Origin of the sequence: Methylophaga sp. OBS4 (genome assembly GCF_026319305.1) — a bacterium.
Lineage (GTDB): Bacteria > Pseudomonadota > Gammaproteobacteria > Nitrosococcales > Methylophagaceae > Methylophaga.
Window position 1 is genome coordinate 22,304 of record NZ_JAPDMV010000006.1, and the last position, 17,620, is coordinate 39,923.

The 17,620-nt window shown below is 52.5% G+C and carries 29 protein-coding genes; 26 read left to right on the forward strand and 3 right to left on the reverse strand.

All coding sequences use genetic code 11. The annotated features are described in order from the left end of the window. The first annotated feature begins 68 nt into the window (after window positions 1-68). Window positions 69-344 carry a DUF2845 domain-containing protein gene (locus tag OMP95_RS12520; protein WP_416234626.1) on the forward strand — a complete coding sequence of 92 codons (276 nt, stop codon included), beginning with the start codon at window positions 69-71 and terminating at the stop codon, window positions 342-344. 25 nt (window positions 345-369) lie between these two features. Here OMP95_RS12520 and OMP95_RS02665 read toward each other — a convergent pair whose 3' ends face one another. Next, a complete protein-coding gene (locus OMP95_RS02665; protein ID WP_266325651.1) occupies window positions 370-1,077 on the reverse strand; it encodes a helix-turn-helix domain-containing protein in 708 nt (235 codons plus the stop codon). A gap of 71 nt (window positions 1,078-1,148) precedes the next feature. On the opposite strand from OMP95_RS02665, the gene OMP95_RS02670 reads away from it, so the two are divergent. Both OMP95_RS02670 and OMP95_RS02675 read left to right on the forward strand, forming a co-directional pair. Beyond that, window positions 1,149-1,328: a Cro/CI family transcriptional regulator gene (locus tag OMP95_RS02670; protein WP_266325653.1), complete on the forward strand. Its 180-nt coding sequence runs from the start codon at window positions 1,149-1,151 to the stop codon at window positions 1,326-1,328. Beyond that, window positions 1,325-1,522 carry a hypothetical protein gene (locus tag OMP95_RS02675; RefSeq protein ID WP_266325655.1) on the forward strand — a complete coding sequence of 66 codons (198 nt, stop codon included), beginning with the start codon at window positions 1,325-1,327 and terminating at the stop codon, window positions 1,520-1,522. The genes OMP95_RS02670 and OMP95_RS02675 overlap by 4 nt, the downstream gene beginning before the upstream one ends. Window positions 1,523-1,524: 2 nt before the next feature. Here OMP95_RS02675 and OMP95_RS02680 read toward each other — a convergent pair whose 3' ends face one another. Next, window positions 1,525-1,731: a hypothetical protein gene (locus OMP95_RS02680; protein WP_266325657.1), complete on the reverse strand. Its 207-nt coding sequence runs from the start codon at window positions 1,729-1,731 to the stop codon at window positions 1,525-1,527. Between the two features lie 91 nt (window positions 1,732-1,822). Here OMP95_RS02680 and OMP95_RS02685 point away from each other — a divergent pair, with 91 nt between their 5' ends. Then, window positions 1,823-2,242: a helix-turn-helix domain-containing protein gene (locus tag OMP95_RS02685; protein WP_266325659.1), complete on the forward strand. Its 420-nt coding sequence runs from the start codon at window positions 1,823-1,825 to the stop codon at window positions 2,240-2,242. Window positions 2,243-2,360: 118 nt separating this feature from the next. Here the strand turns inward: OMP95_RS02685 and OMP95_RS02690 are convergent, their stop codons facing one another. Further along, on the reverse strand, window positions 2,361-2,786 hold the full coding sequence (locus tag OMP95_RS02690; RefSeq protein ID WP_266325661.1) for a hypothetical protein: 426 nt from the start codon (window positions 2,784-2,786) through the stop codon (window positions 2,361-2,363). On the opposite strand from OMP95_RS02690, the gene OMP95_RS02695 reads away from it, so the two are divergent. The 22 genes from OMP95_RS02695 (at window position 2,759) to OMP95_RS02795 (ending at window position 17,367) form a co-directional block, all read left to right on the forward strand. Next, complete coding sequence (locus OMP95_RS02695) at window positions 2,759-3,295, forward strand: AAA family ATPase (protein ID WP_266325663.1); 537 nt, start codon at window positions 2,759-2,761, stop codon at window positions 3,293-3,295. The two genes, OMP95_RS02690 and OMP95_RS02695, sit on opposite strands and share 28 nt — an antisense overlap. 344 nt (window positions 3,296-3,639) lie before the next feature. Further along, window positions 3,640-4,548, forward strand: a complete 909-nt coding sequence (locus tag OMP95_RS02700; protein WP_266325665.1) for a hypothetical protein — start codon at window positions 3,640-3,642, stop codon at window positions 4,546-4,548. A 2-nt stretch (window positions 4,549-4,550) separates the two neighbouring features. Further along, window positions 4,551-5,333, forward strand: a complete 783-nt coding sequence (locus OMP95_RS02705) for an ATP-binding protein (RefSeq protein WP_266325667.1) — start codon at window positions 4,551-4,553, stop codon at window positions 5,331-5,333. An 18-nt stretch (window positions 5,334-5,351) separates the two neighbouring features. Further along, window positions 5,352-5,765, forward strand: coding sequence for a hypothetical protein (locus OMP95_RS02710; protein ID WP_266325669.1), 414 nt, complete (start codon window positions 5,352-5,354; stop codon window positions 5,763-5,765). Continuing rightward, window positions 5,765-6,217, forward strand: a complete 453-nt coding sequence (locus OMP95_RS02715; RefSeq protein ID WP_266325690.1) for a hypothetical protein — start codon at window positions 5,765-5,767, stop codon at window positions 6,215-6,217. Before OMP95_RS02710 ends, OMP95_RS02715 begins: the two co-directional genes overlap by 1 nt. Before the next feature lie 106 nt (window positions 6,218-6,323). Then, window positions 6,324-6,584: a hypothetical protein gene (locus OMP95_RS02720; RefSeq protein ID WP_266325692.1), complete on the forward strand. Its 261-nt coding sequence runs from the start codon at window positions 6,324-6,326 to the stop codon at window positions 6,582-6,584. 84 nt (window positions 6,585-6,668) lie between these two features. After that, a complete protein-coding gene (locus OMP95_RS02725) occupies window positions 6,669-6,872 on the forward strand; it encodes a hypothetical protein (protein ID WP_266325694.1) in 204 nt (67 codons plus the stop codon). Window positions 6,873-6,970: 98 nt separating this feature from the next. Next, window positions 6,971-7,228 (forward strand): HNH endonuclease, encoded by a 258-nt coding sequence (locus tag OMP95_RS12525; protein ID WP_416234625.1) that lies wholly within the window; start codon window positions 6,971-6,973, stop codon window positions 7,226-7,228. Between the two features lie 170 nt (window positions 7,229-7,398). Further along, entirely contained in the window at window positions 7,399-7,851 is a 453-nt protein-coding gene (locus tag OMP95_RS02730; protein ID WP_266325696.1) for a P27 family phage terminase small subunit, read from the forward strand. Further along, window positions 7,848-9,593: a terminase large subunit gene (locus OMP95_RS02735; RefSeq protein WP_266325698.1), complete on the forward strand. Its 1,746-nt coding sequence runs from the start codon at window positions 7,848-7,850 to the stop codon at window positions 9,591-9,593. Before OMP95_RS02730 ends, OMP95_RS02735 begins: the two co-directional genes overlap by 4 nt. Beyond that, on the forward strand, window positions 9,590-10,861 hold the full coding sequence (locus OMP95_RS02740; RefSeq protein ID WP_266325700.1) for a phage portal protein: 1,272 nt from the start codon (window positions 9,590-9,592) through the stop codon (window positions 10,859-10,861). The genes OMP95_RS02735 and OMP95_RS02740 overlap by 4 nt, the downstream gene beginning before the upstream one ends. Then, window positions 10,851-11,510 (forward strand): HK97 family phage prohead protease, encoded by a 660-nt coding sequence (locus OMP95_RS02745; protein ID WP_266325701.1) that lies wholly within the window; start codon window positions 10,851-10,853, stop codon window positions 11,508-11,510. Before OMP95_RS02740 ends, OMP95_RS02745 begins: the two co-directional genes overlap by 11 nt. Next, window positions 11,510-12,748 carry a phage major capsid protein gene (locus OMP95_RS02750; RefSeq protein WP_266325703.1) on the forward strand — a complete coding sequence of 413 codons (1,239 nt, stop codon included), beginning with the start codon at window positions 11,510-11,512 and terminating at the stop codon, window positions 12,746-12,748. Before OMP95_RS02745 ends, OMP95_RS02750 begins: the two co-directional genes overlap by 1 nt. A gap of 64 nt (window positions 12,749-12,812) precedes the next feature. After that, entirely contained in the window at window positions 12,813-13,127 is a 315-nt protein-coding gene (locus OMP95_RS02755; protein ID WP_266325705.1) for a hypothetical protein, read from the forward strand. A gap of 47 nt (window positions 13,128-13,174) precedes the next feature. Continuing rightward, a complete protein-coding gene (locus OMP95_RS02760; protein WP_266325707.1) occupies window positions 13,175-13,636 on the forward strand; it encodes a hypothetical protein in 462 nt (153 codons plus the stop codon). A gap of 157 nt (window positions 13,637-13,793) precedes the next feature. Next, the gene (locus OMP95_RS02765) at window positions 13,794-14,621 is read left to right on the forward strand and encodes a hypothetical protein (protein ID WP_266325709.1); all 828 of its coding nucleotides are present in this window, start codon (window positions 13,794-13,796) and stop codon (window positions 14,619-14,621) included. Further along, window positions 14,605-15,204 carry a sulfotransferase family 2 domain-containing protein gene (locus tag OMP95_RS02770; RefSeq protein WP_266325711.1) on the forward strand — a complete coding sequence of 200 codons (600 nt, stop codon included), beginning with the start codon at window positions 14,605-14,607 and terminating at the stop codon, window positions 15,202-15,204. The genes OMP95_RS02765 and OMP95_RS02770 overlap by 17 nt, the downstream gene beginning before the upstream one ends. Next, window positions 15,173-15,787 (forward strand): methyltransferase domain-containing protein, encoded by a 615-nt coding sequence (locus OMP95_RS02775; protein WP_266325713.1) that lies wholly within the window; start codon window positions 15,173-15,175, stop codon window positions 15,785-15,787. The genes OMP95_RS02770 and OMP95_RS02775 overlap by 32 nt, the downstream gene beginning before the upstream one ends. Next, window positions 15,784-16,128: a head-tail connector protein gene (locus OMP95_RS02780; RefSeq protein WP_266325715.1), complete on the forward strand. Its 345-nt coding sequence runs from the start codon at window positions 15,784-15,786 to the stop codon at window positions 16,126-16,128. The genes OMP95_RS02775 and OMP95_RS02780 overlap by 4 nt, the downstream gene beginning before the upstream one ends. Next, window positions 16,128-16,490 carry a phage head closure protein gene (locus tag OMP95_RS02785; protein WP_266325717.1) on the forward strand — a complete coding sequence of 121 codons (363 nt, stop codon included), beginning with the start codon at window positions 16,128-16,130 and terminating at the stop codon, window positions 16,488-16,490. Before OMP95_RS02780 ends, OMP95_RS02785 begins: the two co-directional genes overlap by 1 nt. Beyond that, window positions 16,490-17,017 (forward strand): HK97-gp10 family putative phage morphogenesis protein, encoded by a 528-nt coding sequence (locus tag OMP95_RS02790; RefSeq protein WP_266325719.1) that lies wholly within the window; start codon window positions 16,490-16,492, stop codon window positions 17,015-17,017. The genes OMP95_RS02785 and OMP95_RS02790 overlap by 1 nt, the downstream gene beginning before the upstream one ends. Next, a complete protein-coding gene (locus tag OMP95_RS02795) occupies window positions 17,014-17,367 on the forward strand; it encodes a DUF3168 domain-containing protein (protein ID WP_266325721.1) in 354 nt (117 codons plus the stop codon). The genes OMP95_RS02790 and OMP95_RS02795 overlap by 4 nt, the downstream gene beginning before the upstream one ends. The last annotated feature ends 253 nt before the right edge of the window (window positions 17,368-17,620 follow it).

Here is a 17,620-nt window from a genome sequence, read left to right on the forward strand (position 1 = left end):
CTTAATAGACGGGAGGATTTATGCGGTTAGGGATGATGATATTGGCAGGGCTGATCAGCGCTGACGTTATGGCAAGGACAGACAGCCATTCATATCGGTGTGGGAATAGCCTTGTTTCTGTCGGCGATAGCTTGTATGAGGTTCAGGATGTGTGCGGGCCGAGTGACGGAGTTTACCGCTGGACGGAGTCGCGGGCTTCGGGTAGCTTTTCGCGGCAGGGTGGTGATTACCAGGCGCGTTCTGATGCCATGGAGCGCCATACTTATTCGGAGTATGGCAAGTTTGATACTTATCTGATATTCCGCAACGGGAATCTGGAGAAGATCGTGCAGGGGAGGCGTTAGGCCGGCATCCCTGCCGGCAGGGCGGTTAATAGACGGCGTGACGGCTGACTATTTTTCCGATAACGATAAAGCTGTCGTCCATTTCTATCGGGTCGTATTTGTCGTTATAGGGCGCCAAGTAGCGCTTGCTGCCGACGATTTCATAACGGCGGATTATCAGGTTCTGGTTAATGTCCTGCAGCAGTAGCGGTTTACCGTTTTCCCATTCAGCATCAGGGTCGATCACGATATACATGTCGGGGTCGATGCCATAACGGTCGTTGGGGTTGGGGATGTTTTTCACCGGGTAGGCAAATGCCTGGTCGCTGACTTGTTGTGCAGCGATATATTGCCTGTCAGGCAAATCTTGTTTTTTGCCCTCTATTATTTCCTTATTGCTAAGCACTGGAACGCTCCTTATTTGTAAACGATTTTGACGATTTACCCCGTCATCGTTTACTTGAGCATGTTCCGTACCGGTGGGTGACGGCTCTCTGACTTCTTGTCTGGCTTTAGCTAGTTCGCCTTGCCCGCTTGCGATCTGCCTTTCTTTTCCTGTCCCTGTAGCAATCCACTCGGCATTAAATTTTGTTGCTTTCGCTATAGCAAACAGTGTCGTCGGGTTGGGCGACTTGGTTGCGCCATTCTCGATTTGGCCAACTGCTTGCTTGCTGATCGAGCAGGCGCGCGCCAGCTCTGCCTTTGTTAGCTTGGCACTCTCTCTTGCATGCTTAACTCTATCTCCGACGCTCATTCTGTCAATTTTAATTGACTGTGGGTAACTTATGCTTGACTCTATGCGGTAAACCATGATTTACTTTCTCCATGACTAAAGATCAAGCTATCAAACACTTTGGCGGCGCATCTAAGTTGGCCAACGCCCTGGGTATCACAAAGCAGGCCGTGAACAACTGGGATGACATTCCTGATGTGCGGCAATACCAGATCCAGGTACTGACGGATGGGGCGCTCAAGGCTGACAGAAAAAAGTTGTCAGCAGCATGAATCCTGCCGCCGAGGTTAACGAAATGATCGGGGCGGGGCTTCCGCCTGTGTGGATTTCGAGACATTCGGGTATTGATGAGAATGATGTCGAACTGATAGCTGATGGCGCATTGACAGATCCAAACTTGTCTGTCGCTCAGCGGATCCACGATTTGTATTTGTTGTTTATTGAGATTCGGGAGGCGCTGCGGTGATGTCATTTTGCAAGTCTCAGTCTGGTTTCTGCTTTCCGCTCGGCGTCTGTCCAGCTCGTCGAACGGGGCGGGCGCTGATGTTGCAGTTCTATGCTGAGCAGGTAGCCCGCCTGGCGCAGGATTTGTTGTCTGTGTTTGGCATATATCGATTTCTCTCTCGCAACCGGTTTTTTTGTTTTCAGCGGCTGGTTGTGTTCTTGGGTTTGCATTCGCGGGCCCTTGTTTTTTATTCCGTTGGTGAGATTGTCGCTCGCCGTTATTCCGTAAACATTGGGGGAAACCCTGAAAGTGAGGCCTCTCATGGATTTTGAGGTTGAAATAGATAGTGATGTGTCGCCGCTCACGCCCGCAGAGAACCGGGTGTTTGCGTTGCTGGTGCAGGGCAAAACTCAGCAGGCCATGAGTGTGATTTTGCATCGGTCGATTAAGACGGTGGAGGCGCATTTGCTGCATTCGTACCAGAAGCTGGGTGTGGATAATTCCCGGCAGGCGATTACGGCGGCTTTTGTGCGCGGCATGGTCAGGGCGCGGCAGATTTTGGTGTTGTGCCTGGTGCTGGTCAGCGCCGGTAATGCGGTGCTGCCTTCGCAGGCTTATGCGTCTTCGTCTGATTCCGGCCCTGAGATTCCGCTTAATCGGTTGCGGGTTCGTGGAGGGGCCAGGCTCAGAACAGGCAGTCAGCTGAAATTGAGGCATCCTTCGCGACGCTGGGAGGGTTAGCGGTGCAGACGATGCAGTCTTTAGCTAATTGGGATCGGTTTCGTTTTGTTGCTGATAATCAGGTTTCAGTGCAGTTGTGGGTGTTGCGGGCTAAGGGCCGGGTGATGTCAACGGTACATCACGCTGATAACGCGCGGCAGGTGTTGCGGGTGCATAACGATGTGCTGGTGATGAGGGTGGTGTGATGTTTTGTTGGCGATGCCTTGTTGGCTTGGTTTTGTTCCTGGCGGTTGTTTTCGTGGTGAGTTTTGCGGAGATGGCTGCGGCGAGCCCTTTGCACGCAAATCATCAGGTGGATGTGTTGCAGGAGATAAAGAAGCCGGGGGTTGATATCCAACCGCCGGGCACGCATGAAACGGAGCTTTGATTGTATGGGTGTCAACGGCGCGGCCCCTTTGGTGTGGGTGTTGTTTGTGCTGGCATTTCTGGCGTTGGCTGTAGTGTCGGCGGTGATGGTGTTGGTGTCGTCGGTGGCGTGGTTGTTTGGGTTGCCGGTGAGATTGTTGAGGAGGTTATATGGTTGCGTCAGATCATAACGTGCCACCGTTTAGGCCGCAGGGTGTAAGGCTGAAAAAGGCTAAGTTCTTCAAGCGGTCTGAGCTGGTTGTGCTTCGTGGTTTGCCTGGCAGTGGCAAGAGCACTAAGGCGGCAAAGGATTTCCCTGAACATTTGCATTATGAGCCGGATCATTTGTTTTGCGATACGCGGGGCCGGTACCGGTTCGATATGCAGGTATTTGAGCAGGCAAAAGGCTGGGTTTTGATGATGGCCGATTTTGCTTTGTCGCGTGGCGAGGATGTGGTGGTGAGTGATGTGTTCGCGAAGCTGGATGAGCTGGAACCATATATCGATGTCGCGCGCTATCACGGCGCGGATGTTCGAGTGATTGATTGTGTTGGAGATTACGGCAATCAGCATAAGGTGCCTTTGACGGTTCTTTCCGTCATGGCCGAGGCGTTTGAGCCTATCCCGACTGAGGGTCGCGTGCTGACCTTTACCCCTGTTTATGACGGTGATGGCATTGATGAGTATATCCAACAGGAGAATGCCTGATGTCGCGCAATATGGGATCCAGCACTAATACGGATGACAATACGCCAGCCGATAGCTGCCGCCATGAGTCGGCCGGGTTGCCGATACGGACGATTTGTCCGGGGTGCGGGCAGAAGAAGCATTCTAGTCAGCCTCATCCTAAGTGTTCTCGGAAGTTGCAGCGGTTGCGGCGGCAGGGGGTGGCGCTGTGAGCTTGCTCTCCTATGTCGAGGCGTTTTGCGGTGTATCGCTGGGGTATCTGATTGCTACCGCATTAATTACCAGTCCATTGGATTGGTCTTTTGTTCCTATTTATGGTCACGCAATAGCGCTTTTTGGACACTGGTTTTTTTACGGGCGTAAACATGGCTGATCGGGTTGCTTTCAATTCAGATGAGCTTGAGGCGCTTTGGGGGCTGCCGTGGCTGCCTCAGTTGATTTATATGCGGGCGATTCGTCCGAATATGGATTATGCGAGTGGTGTGGTCGGTATCCGTACCAGTCGGACGAAGAGGATCAGTTACCAAGCTATCCGCGAGCAGGTGGAGGTGCATGAGACGCAGGGCCGCAATGGTTCTGATCAGCCTTCAGTGTCGGCGCTTCGGCATGCGGTAAACACACTCATTAATGTCGGTTTGATTGCTCGGGTTTCAGGCCATGGTGACAGGTCTGCTTGTCTCGTTTTCCGTTGTCTTTTAGCTGATATGGATTCGTCTGTCCGAAATAAGTACGACAGAGGTACGACAGGAGGCACGACAGAGGTACAGCAGGAAGTACAGCAGGAAGTACAGCAGGGCAAGCGGAAGCGGGAAGCCAGTAAAAACGCGGCCTTAGAGTCGGAAAGAAGCAGAGGTACGGCAGCACCTACAGCAGACCATCCGGAGGAAGCCCGACAGGGCAACCTTGAGAAGTGCGACATACCACCGGATCCCGATCTTAAAACATATACACATAAAACGCGCACGCGCGAGAGGGAGCCTGTTCCGCCTGATTTTTCTATTACTGCTGAGGTAAAGGCGAGATTGTTCAGGTCGATGGTGCCAATTCCATTTGCTGAGCAGTTGGTTCAGGAGTTCGTCAATGCGAATGAGTCTTCAGGATTCACGAGTAAGTGTTGGGATGCGGAGTTTGTGAAGTATTGCATTCAGCAAAAACGATTCAAGGAGTCATGGCAGGAGAGAAACAAGCCTCGCAATGGGTTGCGATTGGTTTCTACGAAGTCTGGCAACAGTCCGCCTGGTGACGCCGGGCATGGGTTTAACACTGAGGATTAGCGATGAAGGTTTCTTGCACTAAACACAAAATCACTTATGAGCAGACCATCAAGACGGTTGGTGGTGCTGAGATTGAATCAGGTGTTTGTCCTGAGTGCGCCAGGGAGTTTGTGGCGGCAACGGCAAAAGAGAACCAGCGCGAGGTGACAGAGCAGGCGCGGGTGGTGAGTCTGGATCATAAGCGTAAGCAGCAGTCTCAGCGGTTTGAGCGTGTAGGGATACCGCCGCGGTTCCGGTCTCGTAGTTTCGATAACTACCAGGCTACTAATACAGGACAGCAGGCGGCGCTTCGCAGAGCAAGGGCTTATTCTTCGCGAATTTGTGATGGCGGTTGTGGCGGCTTGATTCTGAGCGGTGGGCCCGGCACGGGGAAAACACATTTGGCTTGTGCCATCGGCATGGCATACGAGAGTAAAGGCAAGTCGGTGGTGTTTATGACTGTGGTGGAAATGATTCGCAATCTGCGGGAGAGCTATCGGAAGGATTCTGAAACAAAGCTTCAGGAGGCCATCAATCATTTTCGAGATCTGGATTTGCTGATCTTGGATGAGGTTGGGGTTCAAAGCGGTACCGATGATGAGCTGCTGTTGCTGACTGATGTGATTAATGCTCGCTATGGTTGGATGAAGCCAACGGTGTTGATATCCAACCTGAGTGTTCCGGATCTGGATCCGGTTCTTGGGGCTAGGATTATCGACCGGATGCGTGAGGATGGCGGGGCGCTGATTGAGTTCAGCTGGGAGTCGTTCCGAACCAAGGCGGCACAAGGTGGCACAGGTTCATAGTGCGTAGTGGGGGTGTTTATGGCTGAAAGTGGACATGAGCAGTTGTTGAGCATGGCCGGTGAGGGGAGAGGCAAGGTAGATAAATCTATCAAGCCGCCTCGCGGGTTTGGTGTGGTGGATTATGTGTTTCAGCGCTTTCAGGAGCGGTGGCGGGATGAGTGGCGCCGTCGCATGGGTAGCCAGGCAGGGTGTGAGGCGATTGCCGGGGAGTGGCTGAATTCATTGCAGCAGCACTCGGAGCGAGATGTTCGTGCTGCGGTGGTTGTGTGTCTTGGCAATGCAATGCCGCCGTCGCTGTCCAGTTTTGTGAGTTATGTGGATCAGGTGATTGAGGACAGGAAGCCGGTCAAGCGTGATTTGAATTATGGCAGGCAGCAGCTGGATAGCATCAAGAAGCAGTTGTCAGGTAAGAGCGTGGAGGTTAAGCACTGATGTATGGACATCCGGCGGATAGAGAGTTTGCGAACCAGTGTTTGGCTCTGTGGGGTAGGCGGCAGCGGTATGGCGGGCCGCAGGCTTATCCACGCGAGGCTAACTTTGTGCCAAAGGCGAGAGGTATCCCTGTCGATTGGCACGATAATATTACGGAAACGGTTGGTTTCGTGGTGGTGCATTGCATGACAGCCGAGGAAAGCAGGCTGGTGAAGATGTATTACCAGCCTTATCCGGATAGGATGAAGGCCAATGAGCCCGTTACGTGCAACCGCAGCTTCGTGCTTCGGCGCTGTAGAGAGGAGGGTATCCGCATGAGCCGGCACCAGTTTGATGATGTGATTGGTTGCGCAATCGGTAAGGTCGCTATGGCTTTGGCTTATCCGTCTATGCTTGCTGAACCACCGGAAGAATTGGTTGTTGAAAAAAAAGTTTGCAATTTGCGCAAATAGATATTACGGTTAGCCCCATAGTGCCGATTGGTGACTAAGTATTTGAACAAAGCCCTGATGATTCTTTGAGTTGTCGGGGCTTTTTTATTGCCCGTAAGGAAGGCCGATGCAAGAATTTCATCAGGTAAGCGATGGCGTATGGTCATCCCTGACAAAGCTACTCATGGCTTTGACCGGCGGAAATATCCTTGTGGCGGCAGCCGCCTTTATGGAACTGGTGCCAGCCATCGCCAGCCTGGTCAGTTTAATGTTTTTGATCTGGGTTGGCGTTCTGACCGTGCGAGAACGCAATCTCTCCATCAAGATTAAGAACATGACGGTGGATGATATGGAACGCCAGAGGCAGGTGGATCATAGCGAGGGGTAGCCATGGCTTGCGGATGTGAAAGGCGGCGGCAGAAGATAAAGAGTTTTGTGCGTAATGTGTCAAGCAAGCTTAAAGGTGAAGCAGATGCAAGAACTGTTGGAGCAACTAAAAGCCCAGACGGAAAGGCTGGACAGGTTGGCGGCAGCGATGGAGCAGAACAATCATCTGATAAGCCAAGTGCTACAAGTCAACGCCGAGTTACTAGAGTCAGCATTCGGTGAGGATGATGGCGAGACTGAAGGCGGCGCTGAGATGTATCTGGATGGCGAACCCGTCATCCAAAACTAATAATGGCAACCAAGCCGAAGCGATGGTGCGCCCGATGCCGGCAGGCACATGCAGGGCAATGCCCTGACCGCCCAGCCTGGCAAAAGCCTATCCATAAAATGTCAGGGCGCGGTGGCAGGCCCTGGCAAAGAAAGCGCAAGGCAGTCTTCGAGCGAGATAATTACCGATGCCAGGAATGCTTAAAGATCGGCAAGTTAACGTTCGTTAATCTCCATGGCAGAAACGCTGGGATTTGTGATCACATTATCCCGCTATCCGCAGGCGGTACAGATGACGATGCAAATCTGCAAACCATTTGCCCGGCATGTGATAAGGCAAAAACCCATGCAGAGTCTCTAGCGGGGAGGGGCGGGTAGAAAGTTCCAACACCAACTGCCGAACACCGCCCCCTCAAGTTCATTTTTATACGCAAAGAATTGAAAAGAGTTTCACCACTTGGAAGGTGATGCAGTCGCTGAGTTAGCGCCATATCAGAGCATCGATGTGGTTCAGGGCTGTGCCAATCCAGTGATGAAGAGGAATAGTTATGGCCGGAAGATATAAAGAATCTAACGTGGCCACGCACCCCTCTGTCCTGACGAATGAGAAGGAGCACGAAAAGCACGTCGCGATCGCTAATGAGTTGATGCCGGCGGATCTCGGTGAGGATGAACAGAAAGTCTGGAACCGTCTGGCACCTGAGCTGAGCAAACTCAACAGACTGAAGCGTCACTTCATCGATTTCGTTGTTGAGTATTGTACGGTCAAGGCCCGCATGGATGGGTGGCGTGTGTTCCTGGATAAAAATGAATGGTCATATATCACCACCGGACGTCACGGTATACAGCATAAAAGCCGTCCAGAAGTGGCGCAGCTGAACGATGACTGGCGCAAATGGAACTCACTGGTTGCTCAACTTGGACTGTCTCCGGCGACAGAACTGCGGTTCAACGACAAGCAGGGCAGCCTGTTTGATGACGACGACTTCGGCAGTGTATGACCGACCACATCAAGGACGTCGAGTCCTACTGTAAAGACGTCAAGTCAGGCAAGCGACCTGCATGCAAATGGGAAAAGCTGGCCGTTGAACGACACCTTAATGACCTGAAACGCTCAAAGAAAAAGGCCTTCCCATACAAGTTCGAACCTGAAGTTGCAGTCAGGATCATCAAGTTCATCGAACTGTTCCCTCATGTAAAGGGTAAATGGGCAGCAGTAGGCGGCAAAGCAAACCGCATCAAGCTGGAGCCCTGGCAGAAGTTCAACCTGGCCATGATATTCGGCTGGGTTCACAAGGCAAGCGGCCTGCGAAAGTACCGCCGCGCCGGACTCTATGTCCCGCGTAAGAACGCCAAATCAGTCAAAGCTGCTGGCATCGGTTTATACATGCTGGTTGAAGATGGCGAATATGGTGCCGAAGTCTACTGTGGCGCGACCAGTGAGAAGCAAGCCTGGGAGGTTTATCGGCCTGCCAAGAAGATGGCAGAAAAGCAACCCGCCTTCTGCAGGACCTACGGTGTAACCTCTCACGCCAAAAAGATTGAAGTCGACATGCCGGGCAGAAAGCCACTGGCTGATGGCCGCCGAAGACTGCCAGACGGCGGACGCTTTGAACCCGTCATCGGTAAGCCCGGTGATGGTGCCTCACCCAGCTGCGCGATACTGGATGAGCTCCATGAGCATCCTGACGACACGCTTTATGACACCATGCTCACCGGTATGGGTGCACGCGAACAGCCTTTGCTGCTGGCTATCACCACCGCTGGCAACAACACGGCTGGCCCTGGCTACGCGCTGCAAAAGGAAATCGAAGCCGTGCTTGAAGGGCACAGCATAGACGAAGAACTCTACGGCATGATCTACACCGTAGACGACATCGAAAAAGAGTGGATGACCGAAGAAGGCATTATCAAAGCCAACCCAAATGCGGGTGTTTCAGTCTACATGGAATACCTGAAGTCACAAGTCGAGACAGCAAAAAGGAACCCGAGGAAGCGCAGCTCAATCCTTACCAAGCATTTCAACATCTGGGTGACTGCAAAGAATGCCTGGTTGAACATGCTGGACTGGTCCAGAGCAGCGGACTCAACGCTGAGCCCGGACGATTTTACTGGCGAAACAGCCAAGCTGGGATTAGACCTGTCAGAGTCTGACGACCTGACTGCAGCAGTTAAATGCTTCCGCCGTATTGAGTCAGATGGGCTTGATCACTATTACTTCTTTGGCCGGTACTACACAACAGAAGCCAAGGTGGCAGAGCACGACCATTACGATGAATGGGTCCGTGCCGGCTACCTCTATGCCTGTGATGGAGACTATATCGACACCGATGATGTTGAACACGACATCATAGATGACGCTGAACAGTTCCTGATCCCTGACGTGTTCTACGACCCGCACGGCGCTGCCGACATGGCGCTGCGCCTGCAAAAACATCACGACATGGAAGCCGTCAAAGTCGGCCAGACATACAGCAATTTCTCTGCGCCGATGCGTGATTTTGAACGACTGCTCAAGGCGGGGCGGATCCACCACGACGGCAACCCTTGTTTGACCTGGATGTTTGGCAACGTCGTTGCCCAGGAAACGCGCGACGGCAAGATGATGCGCCCGGTCAAGGAAGGCAAGGATAACAAAATCGACGGCGCTGTGGCGGCGCTGATGGCGTTCATCGCTGCTTATCGGCCAGATGAAGATGACGGCGATCTCGAAGACTTTCTATTGGACCCAATCATCGTATGAAGAACAAACAACGCAAACCCGGCCGTCTCAAGTCGGCGGTGCAGCGGTGGCTCGGTTTGACCTACGACCAATGGGCCAACCAGTTCGGCGCAACATCAGACACCGGCATCACCGTCTCAGCCGACAAGATGCTGACCCTGTCGACACTTTGGGCGTGCGTAAGGCTGATAGCCCAAACCATATCAACGCTGCCCCTGAACCTGTATGAGGAACTACCAGACGGCAGCAGAAAGAAAGTCACAGACGATCTGTCTTTGTTGCTTCGTAAAAAACCGAATGCAGATATGACAGCCGTCCTGTTTTGGGAAACCTTGGTCGCTAACGCCATGCTGACTGGTAACGGCTTTGCCAGAAAGCTTTATATCGGGCAGCGTCTGGTGTCGCTGGAACCGCTTGTCACTGACCGGCTGACATGGGGAAAGAAGCAAGAAGGCGGCTACTGGTACCGCTACATCAATGACAGCGGCACCCCCGAGGAGATACCTGAAGAAGAAATCTACCATCTGCCCGGCTTTACCATCAGTGGCAAGTTCGGACTCAGCGTCATTAAATATGGCGTACAAGTGTTTGGCTCTGCACTGGCCAGCGAGCAGGCCGCTAACAAGACATTCAAAAACGGCTTGATGCCAGTGACAGGGTTCAAGTTTGACAAAATCCTTAAGCCTGAACAACGCACGGACTTCCGCAAAAACATGGAAAGCATCACCGGCGCCATGAATGCCGGTAAGTCACCCTTGCTTGAGGGTGGCATGGAGCCGGTTCAGATCGGCATCAACCCCAAGGACGCCCAACTTCTGGAGTCACGTAACTTCAGTGCAGAAGAGATCTGCCGCTGGTGTGGCGTGCCGGGACGTATGGTCGGGGTCAAAGATGAAGCTAGCAGCTGGGCCAGCTCCAGTGAACAGATCAATATCTGGTTCCTGCAATACGGTCTTCGCCCTTGGCTGAAGCGAATTGAAGAATCAATCTGGGCGCAACTGATGACCCCGGCCCAGCGTAACCGCATGTATGCAGAGTACAGCGTTGAAGGCCTGCTCAGGGCAGATACACAAGCCCGTGCCCAGTTCTATAGCACTGCTCTGCAGAATGGCTGGATGAACCGGACCACAGTAGCAAGGCTGGAAAATCTGCCGAACATTCCAGGCGGTGACATTTATACCGTGCAATCAAACCTGATCCCACTCGACAAACTCGGCGAAGCCGGAGAGGGCGAAACCGTCAAGGCGGCACTGCGCCACTGGCTAAGAGAGGAAAGCGATGAAACATAAATCATTCCCACTGGAGATCAAAGAGCTCGATCAGCAAGGCGAGTTCTCTGGTTATCTGTCCGTATTCGGCAATGTCGATTCATACCGTGAAGTTGTCATGCCCGGCGCCTTTACCGAGTCGCTGGGCAACTGGGCAACCAAAGGCCGCCTGCCACCCATACTCTGGCAGCATAGACCGGATAGCCCCATCGGCCCATTCACGGAAATGAAAGAAGACGACACCGGCTTGTATGTTGAAGGCCGATTGCTGATTGGCACAGTTCAGAAAGCCAAAGAAGCCTATGAGCTGCTAAAAGAAAAGGTCATCAGCGGCATGAGTATCGGCTTTGAAACCATCGGCGAAGAGTGGGACAAGGACAATCGTCTTCGTCGGCTTACCAAGCTTAATCTCTGGGAAGGTTCTATTGTCACCTTCCCGGCTAATGAGGCGGCACAAGTCGATGCCGTGAAATCCATTTTGACTCAGGGCGAACTGCCGACTGAGCGCGAATTTGAGGACTTCCTGCGTGAGGCAGGATTCTCGAAAACCCAGGCCGCCGCGATCACCAATCACGGCCTGGGCAAGTTGTTGCGGGGGGAGCCTGCCAGCAACGAAGAAGCCAAATCTTTATTGGCATCTCTCCAACAATTTAATCGAGGTATCCACTAATGGGTAAAGAAAATACTAACGAGCCAACAGGCTTGGCGGCGGAGGTCGAAAAAGAACTCAAGGGTATTCAGGATAACCTGAATAAAAAAATGACCGATCTACACAATGCCATCGCTAAATCTGAACACGAGTTCAAAGAGCACGGCAAGATCTCAGATGACGTCAAAAACCAGATTGCTGAGCTCAGCAAAAAGCAGGAAGGTCTGGAAACATCATTCAATGATGACATCAAAACCCGCCTCACTGAGCTGGAGCAACGAGCTGTTCGTGGCAAGGGTGGCAAGCCTGAAGTCAAATCTCTCGGTCAAATGCTCATCGAGCATGAAGGCACCAAGGGTTATGCTGAAAAGGAATACCACAAAGGCCAATCTGTCCCGCTGCAGCTGAAAGATATCACCAGCGGTGCGGCCTCTGCCGGTGATGGCATCTGGTCGTTCCGTGACCCTGAGCTGGTCAGCAATCCTTATCGTTCACGCATGATGCGGACGTTGATCCCGACCGTGCCGGTTGACTCCAACCTGGTCGAATGGGTTCAAACTAATGTTCGCACCAACAACGCTGCTGCCGTATCTGAAACAGGTGCCAAGCCGAAATCGGAACTGACTTACGATCGTAAAGAAACTGCCGTTCGTAAGATTGCGCATTACTTCAAAACCTCAGCCGAAGTGCTGGCAGACTTTCAGAGACTGCGTGCCGAAGTTGATACTGAAGGTTTCGAAATGCTGCGGCAGGAAGAAGAAGATCAGCTTCTGTCTGGCGATGGCACCGGCGTTAATCTGCTGGGTATGATTCCACAGGCCACCGACTATGATACTGATTTGACCCAATCAGGTGATACACAGGTTGATGTGATTCGTCGCTCAATCCTGCAGGTTCGTCAGTCTTTTTATGGCGCAACAGGTATCGTCCTGAACCCTGCTGACTGGGCAGCCATTGAACTGCTGAAAGACGCAGACAATGCCTACCTGTTCAGCTCGGCTCGTGATGGTGCTGATGCCCGTCTCTGGGGTCTGCCGGTGGTCGAGTCCGATGCGATTACATCAGGTCAATTCATGGTCGGTGCCTTCGCCACTGCAGCGACTATCTATGACCGCATGAATGCAGCGGTTTATCTGTCAACGGAAAACGAAGACGACTTCATCAAGAACATGGTTTCCATCCTGTTCGAAGAACGTCTTGCCCTGGCAGTAAAACGTCCGTTGGCATTTGTTCACGGTAACCTGAGCGGCGCAAGCTAATCAGTAATCGGTAATCACTTAAAAGGGGCAGCCATCGCTGCCCCTTTTTTATTGGGGCAAAGCAATGACCAAGATAGTCGCACCGATAAAAAGTTTTCGCCGGTCTGATACCCGCGAGAACGTCAACCCAAGCTCATCGCCATTCGAATGTGAAGACGGCTATGCCGATGATCTGATCAAGAACGGATTGGTTCGTGAAACCAGAGTGGCACCGGTGCCAGAGGTAAAGGGCAACGCCGCTGGAAACACGTCGTCTGCATCGCCAGCGGCCCAAGCCTCACCGATGCAGACATCGAGCGAGTCCGAAAGTGGCGATACGCAGAAGAAGAAAACCGGTTTTCTAGGGCGCGTCTTCGGAAAGAAAGAGGCGTCATCGTAACGAATACCACGTTTGCCAAAGTGCTATGGGCAGATGTTTTGTATGGCATGGATCGCGCCTGGTGGAATCACTATTGGCCGCAGGTTCGTGACAGTGGATTTAAAGGCGAATGTCTGAGCAGTACTGAAGGTGTTTTCGGTGCAAGCCATGTCAGGTTTTTTCACGGCGGTAACAGTGGTGCCGGTGCTATATCACTGGCACAACACTTCGGTGCTGAGCGCGTCATCCTGCTGGGGTACGACTGCCAACTGACCGATGGCAAAGCCCACCACCACGGCGACCACCCCAAGCCGCTCGGCAATGCCGGCAGTGTGCATAAATGGTCAGCGCAATTCAAGAAGATGAAAGAGTATGTCGGGGATCTGGAAGTTGTTAATGCGTCACGTCAAACAGCGCTTGATATCTGGCCTGTTGAAACTTTGGAGGATGTGCTAAGTGAGAAAACAAAACTATTACAGCCCAACAAGCAAGTACGCGCAGGTTTCGAAATACGGACGTCTCCAGTCTGATGGCAATGACTACCTATGTCCTGAATGTGGTGGATATGGGGTTATACCGGCTAAATTATTCCGTCAAAAGTCGTGTCAATTTTGTAAAGGCACAGGAGTTTTGGCGCTTAACGATCCCCGTGTTGTGGGGTATGACCCAAGGAAGGCCGCCTAGTTTATGCACCTAAAAGGCATGCTCGGTCTGGGCGATAATATCTACCAGCGAGCGTTTATCAATCAGCTTCCGCGGCCTTTGTATTTAACAACACCCTGGCCTGAGCTGTATCAGGACCAGCAAGACATTCACTTCATTAACCCGCAGACACGGTTAAGGACACAGAAAAAGAATATCGAACGCCAGCCTTCATATCGCTGGCGAACCCAGGCGGCCAGTGGGGTAAGGGTCAAGTACGGCAAAACTGGCATCCTGCATGGCATGTCAGAGCAGATCGGCTTAAAGCCGGAACCGTTAACCCTGCCAGATTACGGGCCAAGCCCGGTTGACGGCGATTACATCATTGTTCGCCCGGTCACACTACGAACCGAGTGGCTGGCACAAAGTCGCAATCCGCTGGCTGAGTATGTGAACGAAGCGGCAGCAGCGCTGGGCAGGGATTACCAGGTTGTCAGTGTGGCAGATATCGTGCCCAACGTGGAATGGCCAGACGGTCCACTCCCAAAATCGGATATCGAATATTTACAGGGTGAGCTTGATGTTAGCCAGCTGATGGCGCTGGTGCAGCATGCCAAGGCGATAGTTGGTGGTGTGGGCTGGTTGGTCCCTGCAGCGATAGCGGCTGGCATTCCAGCCTGGGTGGTGCTGGGCGGCCATGGTGCATTTAACGCACCGGAGCTGATAACGCATCCATCACAGGACTGTAGCCGCATCGGCTTTGCGATGCCGGACAACTTCTGCCGATGCAGCGATAAGCGACATCAGTGCAATAAAACAATCAGTAATCACAAAGCGCAGTTTGAGAGGTGGCGGCATGGCGTTTGTATCTAATGAGAAACGCCTGGTCTTCATCCATATACCCAAGAATGCCGGTACATCGATCTGCAAGCATCTGAGCATGGCGCACGGGTTGGACTTAACCGGCAAGCGTGATTTTAAACACAATGGCGTGGGCAATAATATCCCGCCTCAGTTCCGGCCTAATGGCATCAACGTCCACGACACGCTGGAGGAAGTGCATGCGAAATACCCTGTATGCCAGAGCTATGTTTCATTTGCGGTGGTGCGCAACCCATGGGCGCGGCTATATAGCTTCTATCTTCACAAGCTCCGCCTGGGTGACAAAGATCTGCCGCCACATGGCAGCTTTGCTGAAGTGTTTCAAAAGTCCAATGTGCTGCTGTTGCAGCCTCAGTTTTATTGGTGCCGTGGTGCTGATCGGGTTCTCCGATATGAACATCTGGATGATGACTACCAGCGGCTCAGCCTGGACTTTGATCTGAAAGGCGATCTGCCGCACCTGAACCGGTCGCAGAGTGACGAAAGCTACCGCGATCACTACGACGATTATTCACGCAAATTAATAGGCGAGTTTTACCGCTATGAAATTGAGCAGCTTGGCTATCAATTCTGATGCGCTGGTGTGGCTGCCGGAATACGGCATGGGCTATCACACGGCCCCGGCCATCAGCTATGACGAAGATTACTTCGATAACTATCTGAGCCTGGATGCATCGGAAATGGGCAGCAGGCTGAATCATGCCCGCGTGAACCTGGTAGAGAATTACTGGAATGGCGAAGTCGTGGATATCGGCGTGGGGGCTGGACGCTTTGTTAAAGAGAAAGGCTGTTTCGGTTTTGATGTTAATGACAAGGCCGTCAACTGGCTCAAGCGGGAGTCCCTGTTCTGTGACCCCTATGTTGAACCGGTCGACTGCATTACCTGCTGGGACTCGCTGGAACATATCCCGGAGCCGGAAAAACTGATCGCTCAGGTCAAGTGCCTGGTCTTCGTCTCGATGCCGATTTACAAGGACGCTGATGACGTGCTGCAAAGCAAGCATTACAAACCCGGTGAGCATCTGTGGTACTGGACACATGAAGGCCTGCAGCGCTGGTTCCACTCGCTCGGCTTCGCTTATGTCATGCATAACAAGATGGAAACAGACATCGGGCGTGAAGGCATTAAAACTTATGTATTCAAGAGGGTGCGATGAGTTACGTTGATTTATCACTAGTTAAATCGCAGGCCGCTATCTATCACGATGCTGATGATGTTTGGATACAAGGGAAAATTGACTCGGCCGAAGCTGAGGCTGCTAGCTATATGAACCGTCCGCGCATTAGTGATCACCAGTCTGTACCGTGGATTGTTAGTAACATCGATGTGGATTCGGGTTCCAGTGAAACGCTGAACACGGTCCCGGCCACAGTGGTGCAGGCCATTATCATGGTTGTGTTGGATGGAATCAGTGATAGAGAAAAAGGCGGATCATTGGCAGATAACCCCGGTGCAATGAGCCTGTTGTTCCAGCATCGGATCGGGCTGGGCGTCTGATGTATCAAGTCAAGGCAGGCAAGTATCGGCACCGCATTGCGATCGAAGAACCAGTTGCATCAATAGACGGTGAAGGACGCCGAACGACAACTTGGCAGACTGTCTCGCTGGATAGCGATACGCCGCTGGACGGTGTGCCGGCAGAAGTGTTGCTCGGCCCCGGGCGAGAAAGTATCGAGTCAGGCAGTAAGCAAGCCAGCATCGATGCCCGTATCAATTTCCGCTGGTTTGACGGGTTAACGCAAAAAATGCGGATCCGGGTCGACGGACGAATCTACAACATTGAAAGCATTGAAGCAGATACCACGGGCCGAATAGAGTGGCGCACCAAGTGCGTTGCAGGCATGAATGAGGGTGACTGATGGACGTACAGTTTGAGTTGCTTGGTGCTGAGCAGATCAACGCAAAGCTCAAAGCGGTGACCGAAGATATTCGCTACAAGTCGGGGCGTGCGGCTCTGCGTAAGGCAGCCAACATCATCCGTGATGCTGCTATCTCCAATGCTCAGAAAATTGACGATCCGATGACGGCCGATAACATCGCGGCAAATATCGCCACTCGATGGGACGGCAAGCGGTTCAAACAGACCGGCAATCTCGGTTTCAGAATCGGCGTCCGTGGTGGTGCTCGTGCCTATGGAGACACACGCGAAAACCGTCGTAAGCGTCGTGTCGGTGAAATGTATTCAACTGGCGGCAGCTCAAACAACCCCGGTGGTGATACCTGGCACTGGCGTCTGGTCGAGTTCGGCACCAGTCGCTCACGGGCACAACCCTTTATGCGTCCCGCGCTCAGCCGCAATGTGGGTGCAGCCCAGGCCGAGTTCATCAAGCAATACGGCAAAGGGCTGGATAGAGCCATCAAGCGCGCAGCGAAGGCAGGCAAATGACGCCACCGGTTTTTCAGACATGCATGGCCAGCACAGCGGTCACGGACATTATCGGTGACAGGCTGTATCAGGACGAAGCCGAGCAAGGCGTTAATGCCCCGTTTGTTGTGTGGCAGATGATAGGGGGAACCCCCGAGAACTACATTAATCAATTGCCCGATCTCGACAGCTACAACATCCAGTTCGATTGCTACGCCAAAGATCAGTACACGGTCGAGACGCTGGCTAAGTCCTTGCGAGACGCCGTCGAACCCGCTGCAAATATTGTTGCCTGGCGCGGTACCGGCAGAGAGCAGGGCACACGGTTATATCGTTATTCTTTTGATGTTGAGTGGATGGTGCCGAGATGATTCTAATTATATTGGCAATGCTTGTTGCACTGCTGGTTATCAGTTCATTCACATACATTGTGATTGGCCTTATTGAAAGCATTGAAAGATTTTGCTTAATGAATCAACAAGACAACTGAGCACTAATAAAAATTGAGTTTAAGAAGCCCGCCACTGTGCGGGCTTTTTTGTTTAAGCCGCCCTAATCACTGTCGGGAGACAGAGAAGCGGGCGCACCCGATTTCTTTCATGCCGTGAGGCATTACGTTCGGAG

Excerpts from the sequence above, each read along its gene's own strand:
- OMP95_RS12520 (WP_416234626.1), top strand. The coding sequence starts at position 69 with ATGGCAAGGACAGACAGCCATTCATATCGGTGTGGGAATAGCCTTGTT.
- OMP95_RS02665 (WP_266325651.1), bottom strand. The coding sequence starts at position 1,077 with ATGAGCGTCGGAGATAGAGTTAAGCATGCAAGAGAGAGTGCCAAGCTA.
- OMP95_RS02670 (WP_266325653.1), top strand. The coding sequence starts at position 1,149 with ATGACTAAAGATCAAGCTATCAAACACTTTGGCGGCGCATCTAAGTTG.
- OMP95_RS02675 (WP_266325655.1), top strand. The coding sequence starts at position 1,325 with ATGAATCCTGCCGCCGAGGTTAACGAAATGATCGGGGCGGGGCTTCCG.
- OMP95_RS02680 (WP_266325657.1), bottom strand. The coding sequence starts at position 1,731 with ATGCAAACCCAAGAACACAACCAGCCGCTGAAAACAAAAAAACCGGTT.
- OMP95_RS02685 (WP_266325659.1), top strand. The coding sequence starts at position 1,823 with ATGGATTTTGAGGTTGAAATAGATAGTGATGTGTCGCCGCTCACGCCC.
- OMP95_RS02695 (WP_266325663.1), top strand. The coding sequence starts at position 2,759 with ATGGTTGCGTCAGATCATAACGTGCCACCGTTTAGGCCGCAGGGTGTA.
- OMP95_RS02700 (WP_266325665.1), top strand. The coding sequence starts at position 3,640 with ATGGCTGATCGGGTTGCTTTCAATTCAGATGAGCTTGAGGCGCTTTGG.
- OMP95_RS02705 (WP_266325667.1), top strand. The coding sequence starts at position 4,551 with ATGAAGGTTTCTTGCACTAAACACAAAATCACTTATGAGCAGACCATC.
- OMP95_RS02710 (WP_266325669.1), top strand. The coding sequence starts at position 5,352 with ATGGCTGAAAGTGGACATGAGCAGTTGTTGAGCATGGCCGGTGAGGGG.
- OMP95_RS02715 (WP_266325690.1), top strand. The coding sequence starts at position 5,765 with ATGTATGGACATCCGGCGGATAGAGAGTTTGCGAACCAGTGTTTGGCT.
- OMP95_RS02720 (WP_266325692.1), top strand. The coding sequence starts at position 6,324 with ATGCAAGAATTTCATCAGGTAAGCGATGGCGTATGGTCATCCCTGACA.
- OMP95_RS02725 (WP_266325694.1), top strand. The coding sequence starts at position 6,669 with ATGCAAGAACTGTTGGAGCAACTAAAAGCCCAGACGGAAAGGCTGGAC.
- OMP95_RS12525 (WP_416234625.1), top strand. The coding sequence starts at position 6,971 with ATGTCAGGGCGCGGTGGCAGGCCCTGGCAAAGAAAGCGCAAGGCAGTC.
- OMP95_RS02730 (WP_266325696.1), top strand. The coding sequence starts at position 7,399 with ATGGCCGGAAGATATAAAGAATCTAACGTGGCCACGCACCCCTCTGTC.
- OMP95_RS02735 (WP_266325698.1), top strand. The coding sequence starts at position 7,848 with ATGACCGACCACATCAAGGACGTCGAGTCCTACTGTAAAGACGTCAAG.
- OMP95_RS02740 (WP_266325700.1), top strand. The coding sequence starts at position 9,590 with ATGAAGAACAAACAACGCAAACCCGGCCGTCTCAAGTCGGCGGTGCAG.
- OMP95_RS02745 (WP_266325701.1), top strand. The coding sequence starts at position 10,851 with ATGAAACATAAATCATTCCCACTGGAGATCAAAGAGCTCGATCAGCAA.
- OMP95_RS02750 (WP_266325703.1), top strand. The coding sequence starts at position 11,510 with ATGGGTAAAGAAAATACTAACGAGCCAACAGGCTTGGCGGCGGAGGTC.
- OMP95_RS02755 (WP_266325705.1), top strand. The coding sequence starts at position 12,813 with ATGACCAAGATAGTCGCACCGATAAAAAGTTTTCGCCGGTCTGATACC.
- OMP95_RS02760 (WP_266325707.1), top strand. The coding sequence starts at position 13,175 with ATGGATCGCGCCTGGTGGAATCACTATTGGCCGCAGGTTCGTGACAGT.
- OMP95_RS02765 (WP_266325709.1), top strand. The coding sequence starts at position 13,794 with ATGCACCTAAAAGGCATGCTCGGTCTGGGCGATAATATCTACCAGCGA.
- OMP95_RS02770 (WP_266325711.1), top strand. The coding sequence starts at position 14,605 with ATGGCGTTTGTATCTAATGAGAAACGCCTGGTCTTCATCCATATACCC.
- OMP95_RS02775 (WP_266325713.1), top strand. The coding sequence starts at position 15,173 with ATGAAATTGAGCAGCTTGGCTATCAATTCTGATGCGCTGGTGTGGCTG.
- OMP95_RS02780 (WP_266325715.1), top strand. The coding sequence starts at position 15,784 with ATGAGTTACGTTGATTTATCACTAGTTAAATCGCAGGCCGCTATCTAT.
- OMP95_RS02785 (WP_266325717.1), top strand. The coding sequence starts at position 16,128 with ATGTATCAAGTCAAGGCAGGCAAGTATCGGCACCGCATTGCGATCGAA.
- OMP95_RS02790 (WP_266325719.1), top strand. The coding sequence starts at position 16,490 with ATGGACGTACAGTTTGAGTTGCTTGGTGCTGAGCAGATCAACGCAAAG.
- OMP95_RS02795 (WP_266325721.1), top strand. The coding sequence starts at position 17,014 with ATGACGCCACCGGTTTTTCAGACATGCATGGCCAGCACAGCGGTCACG.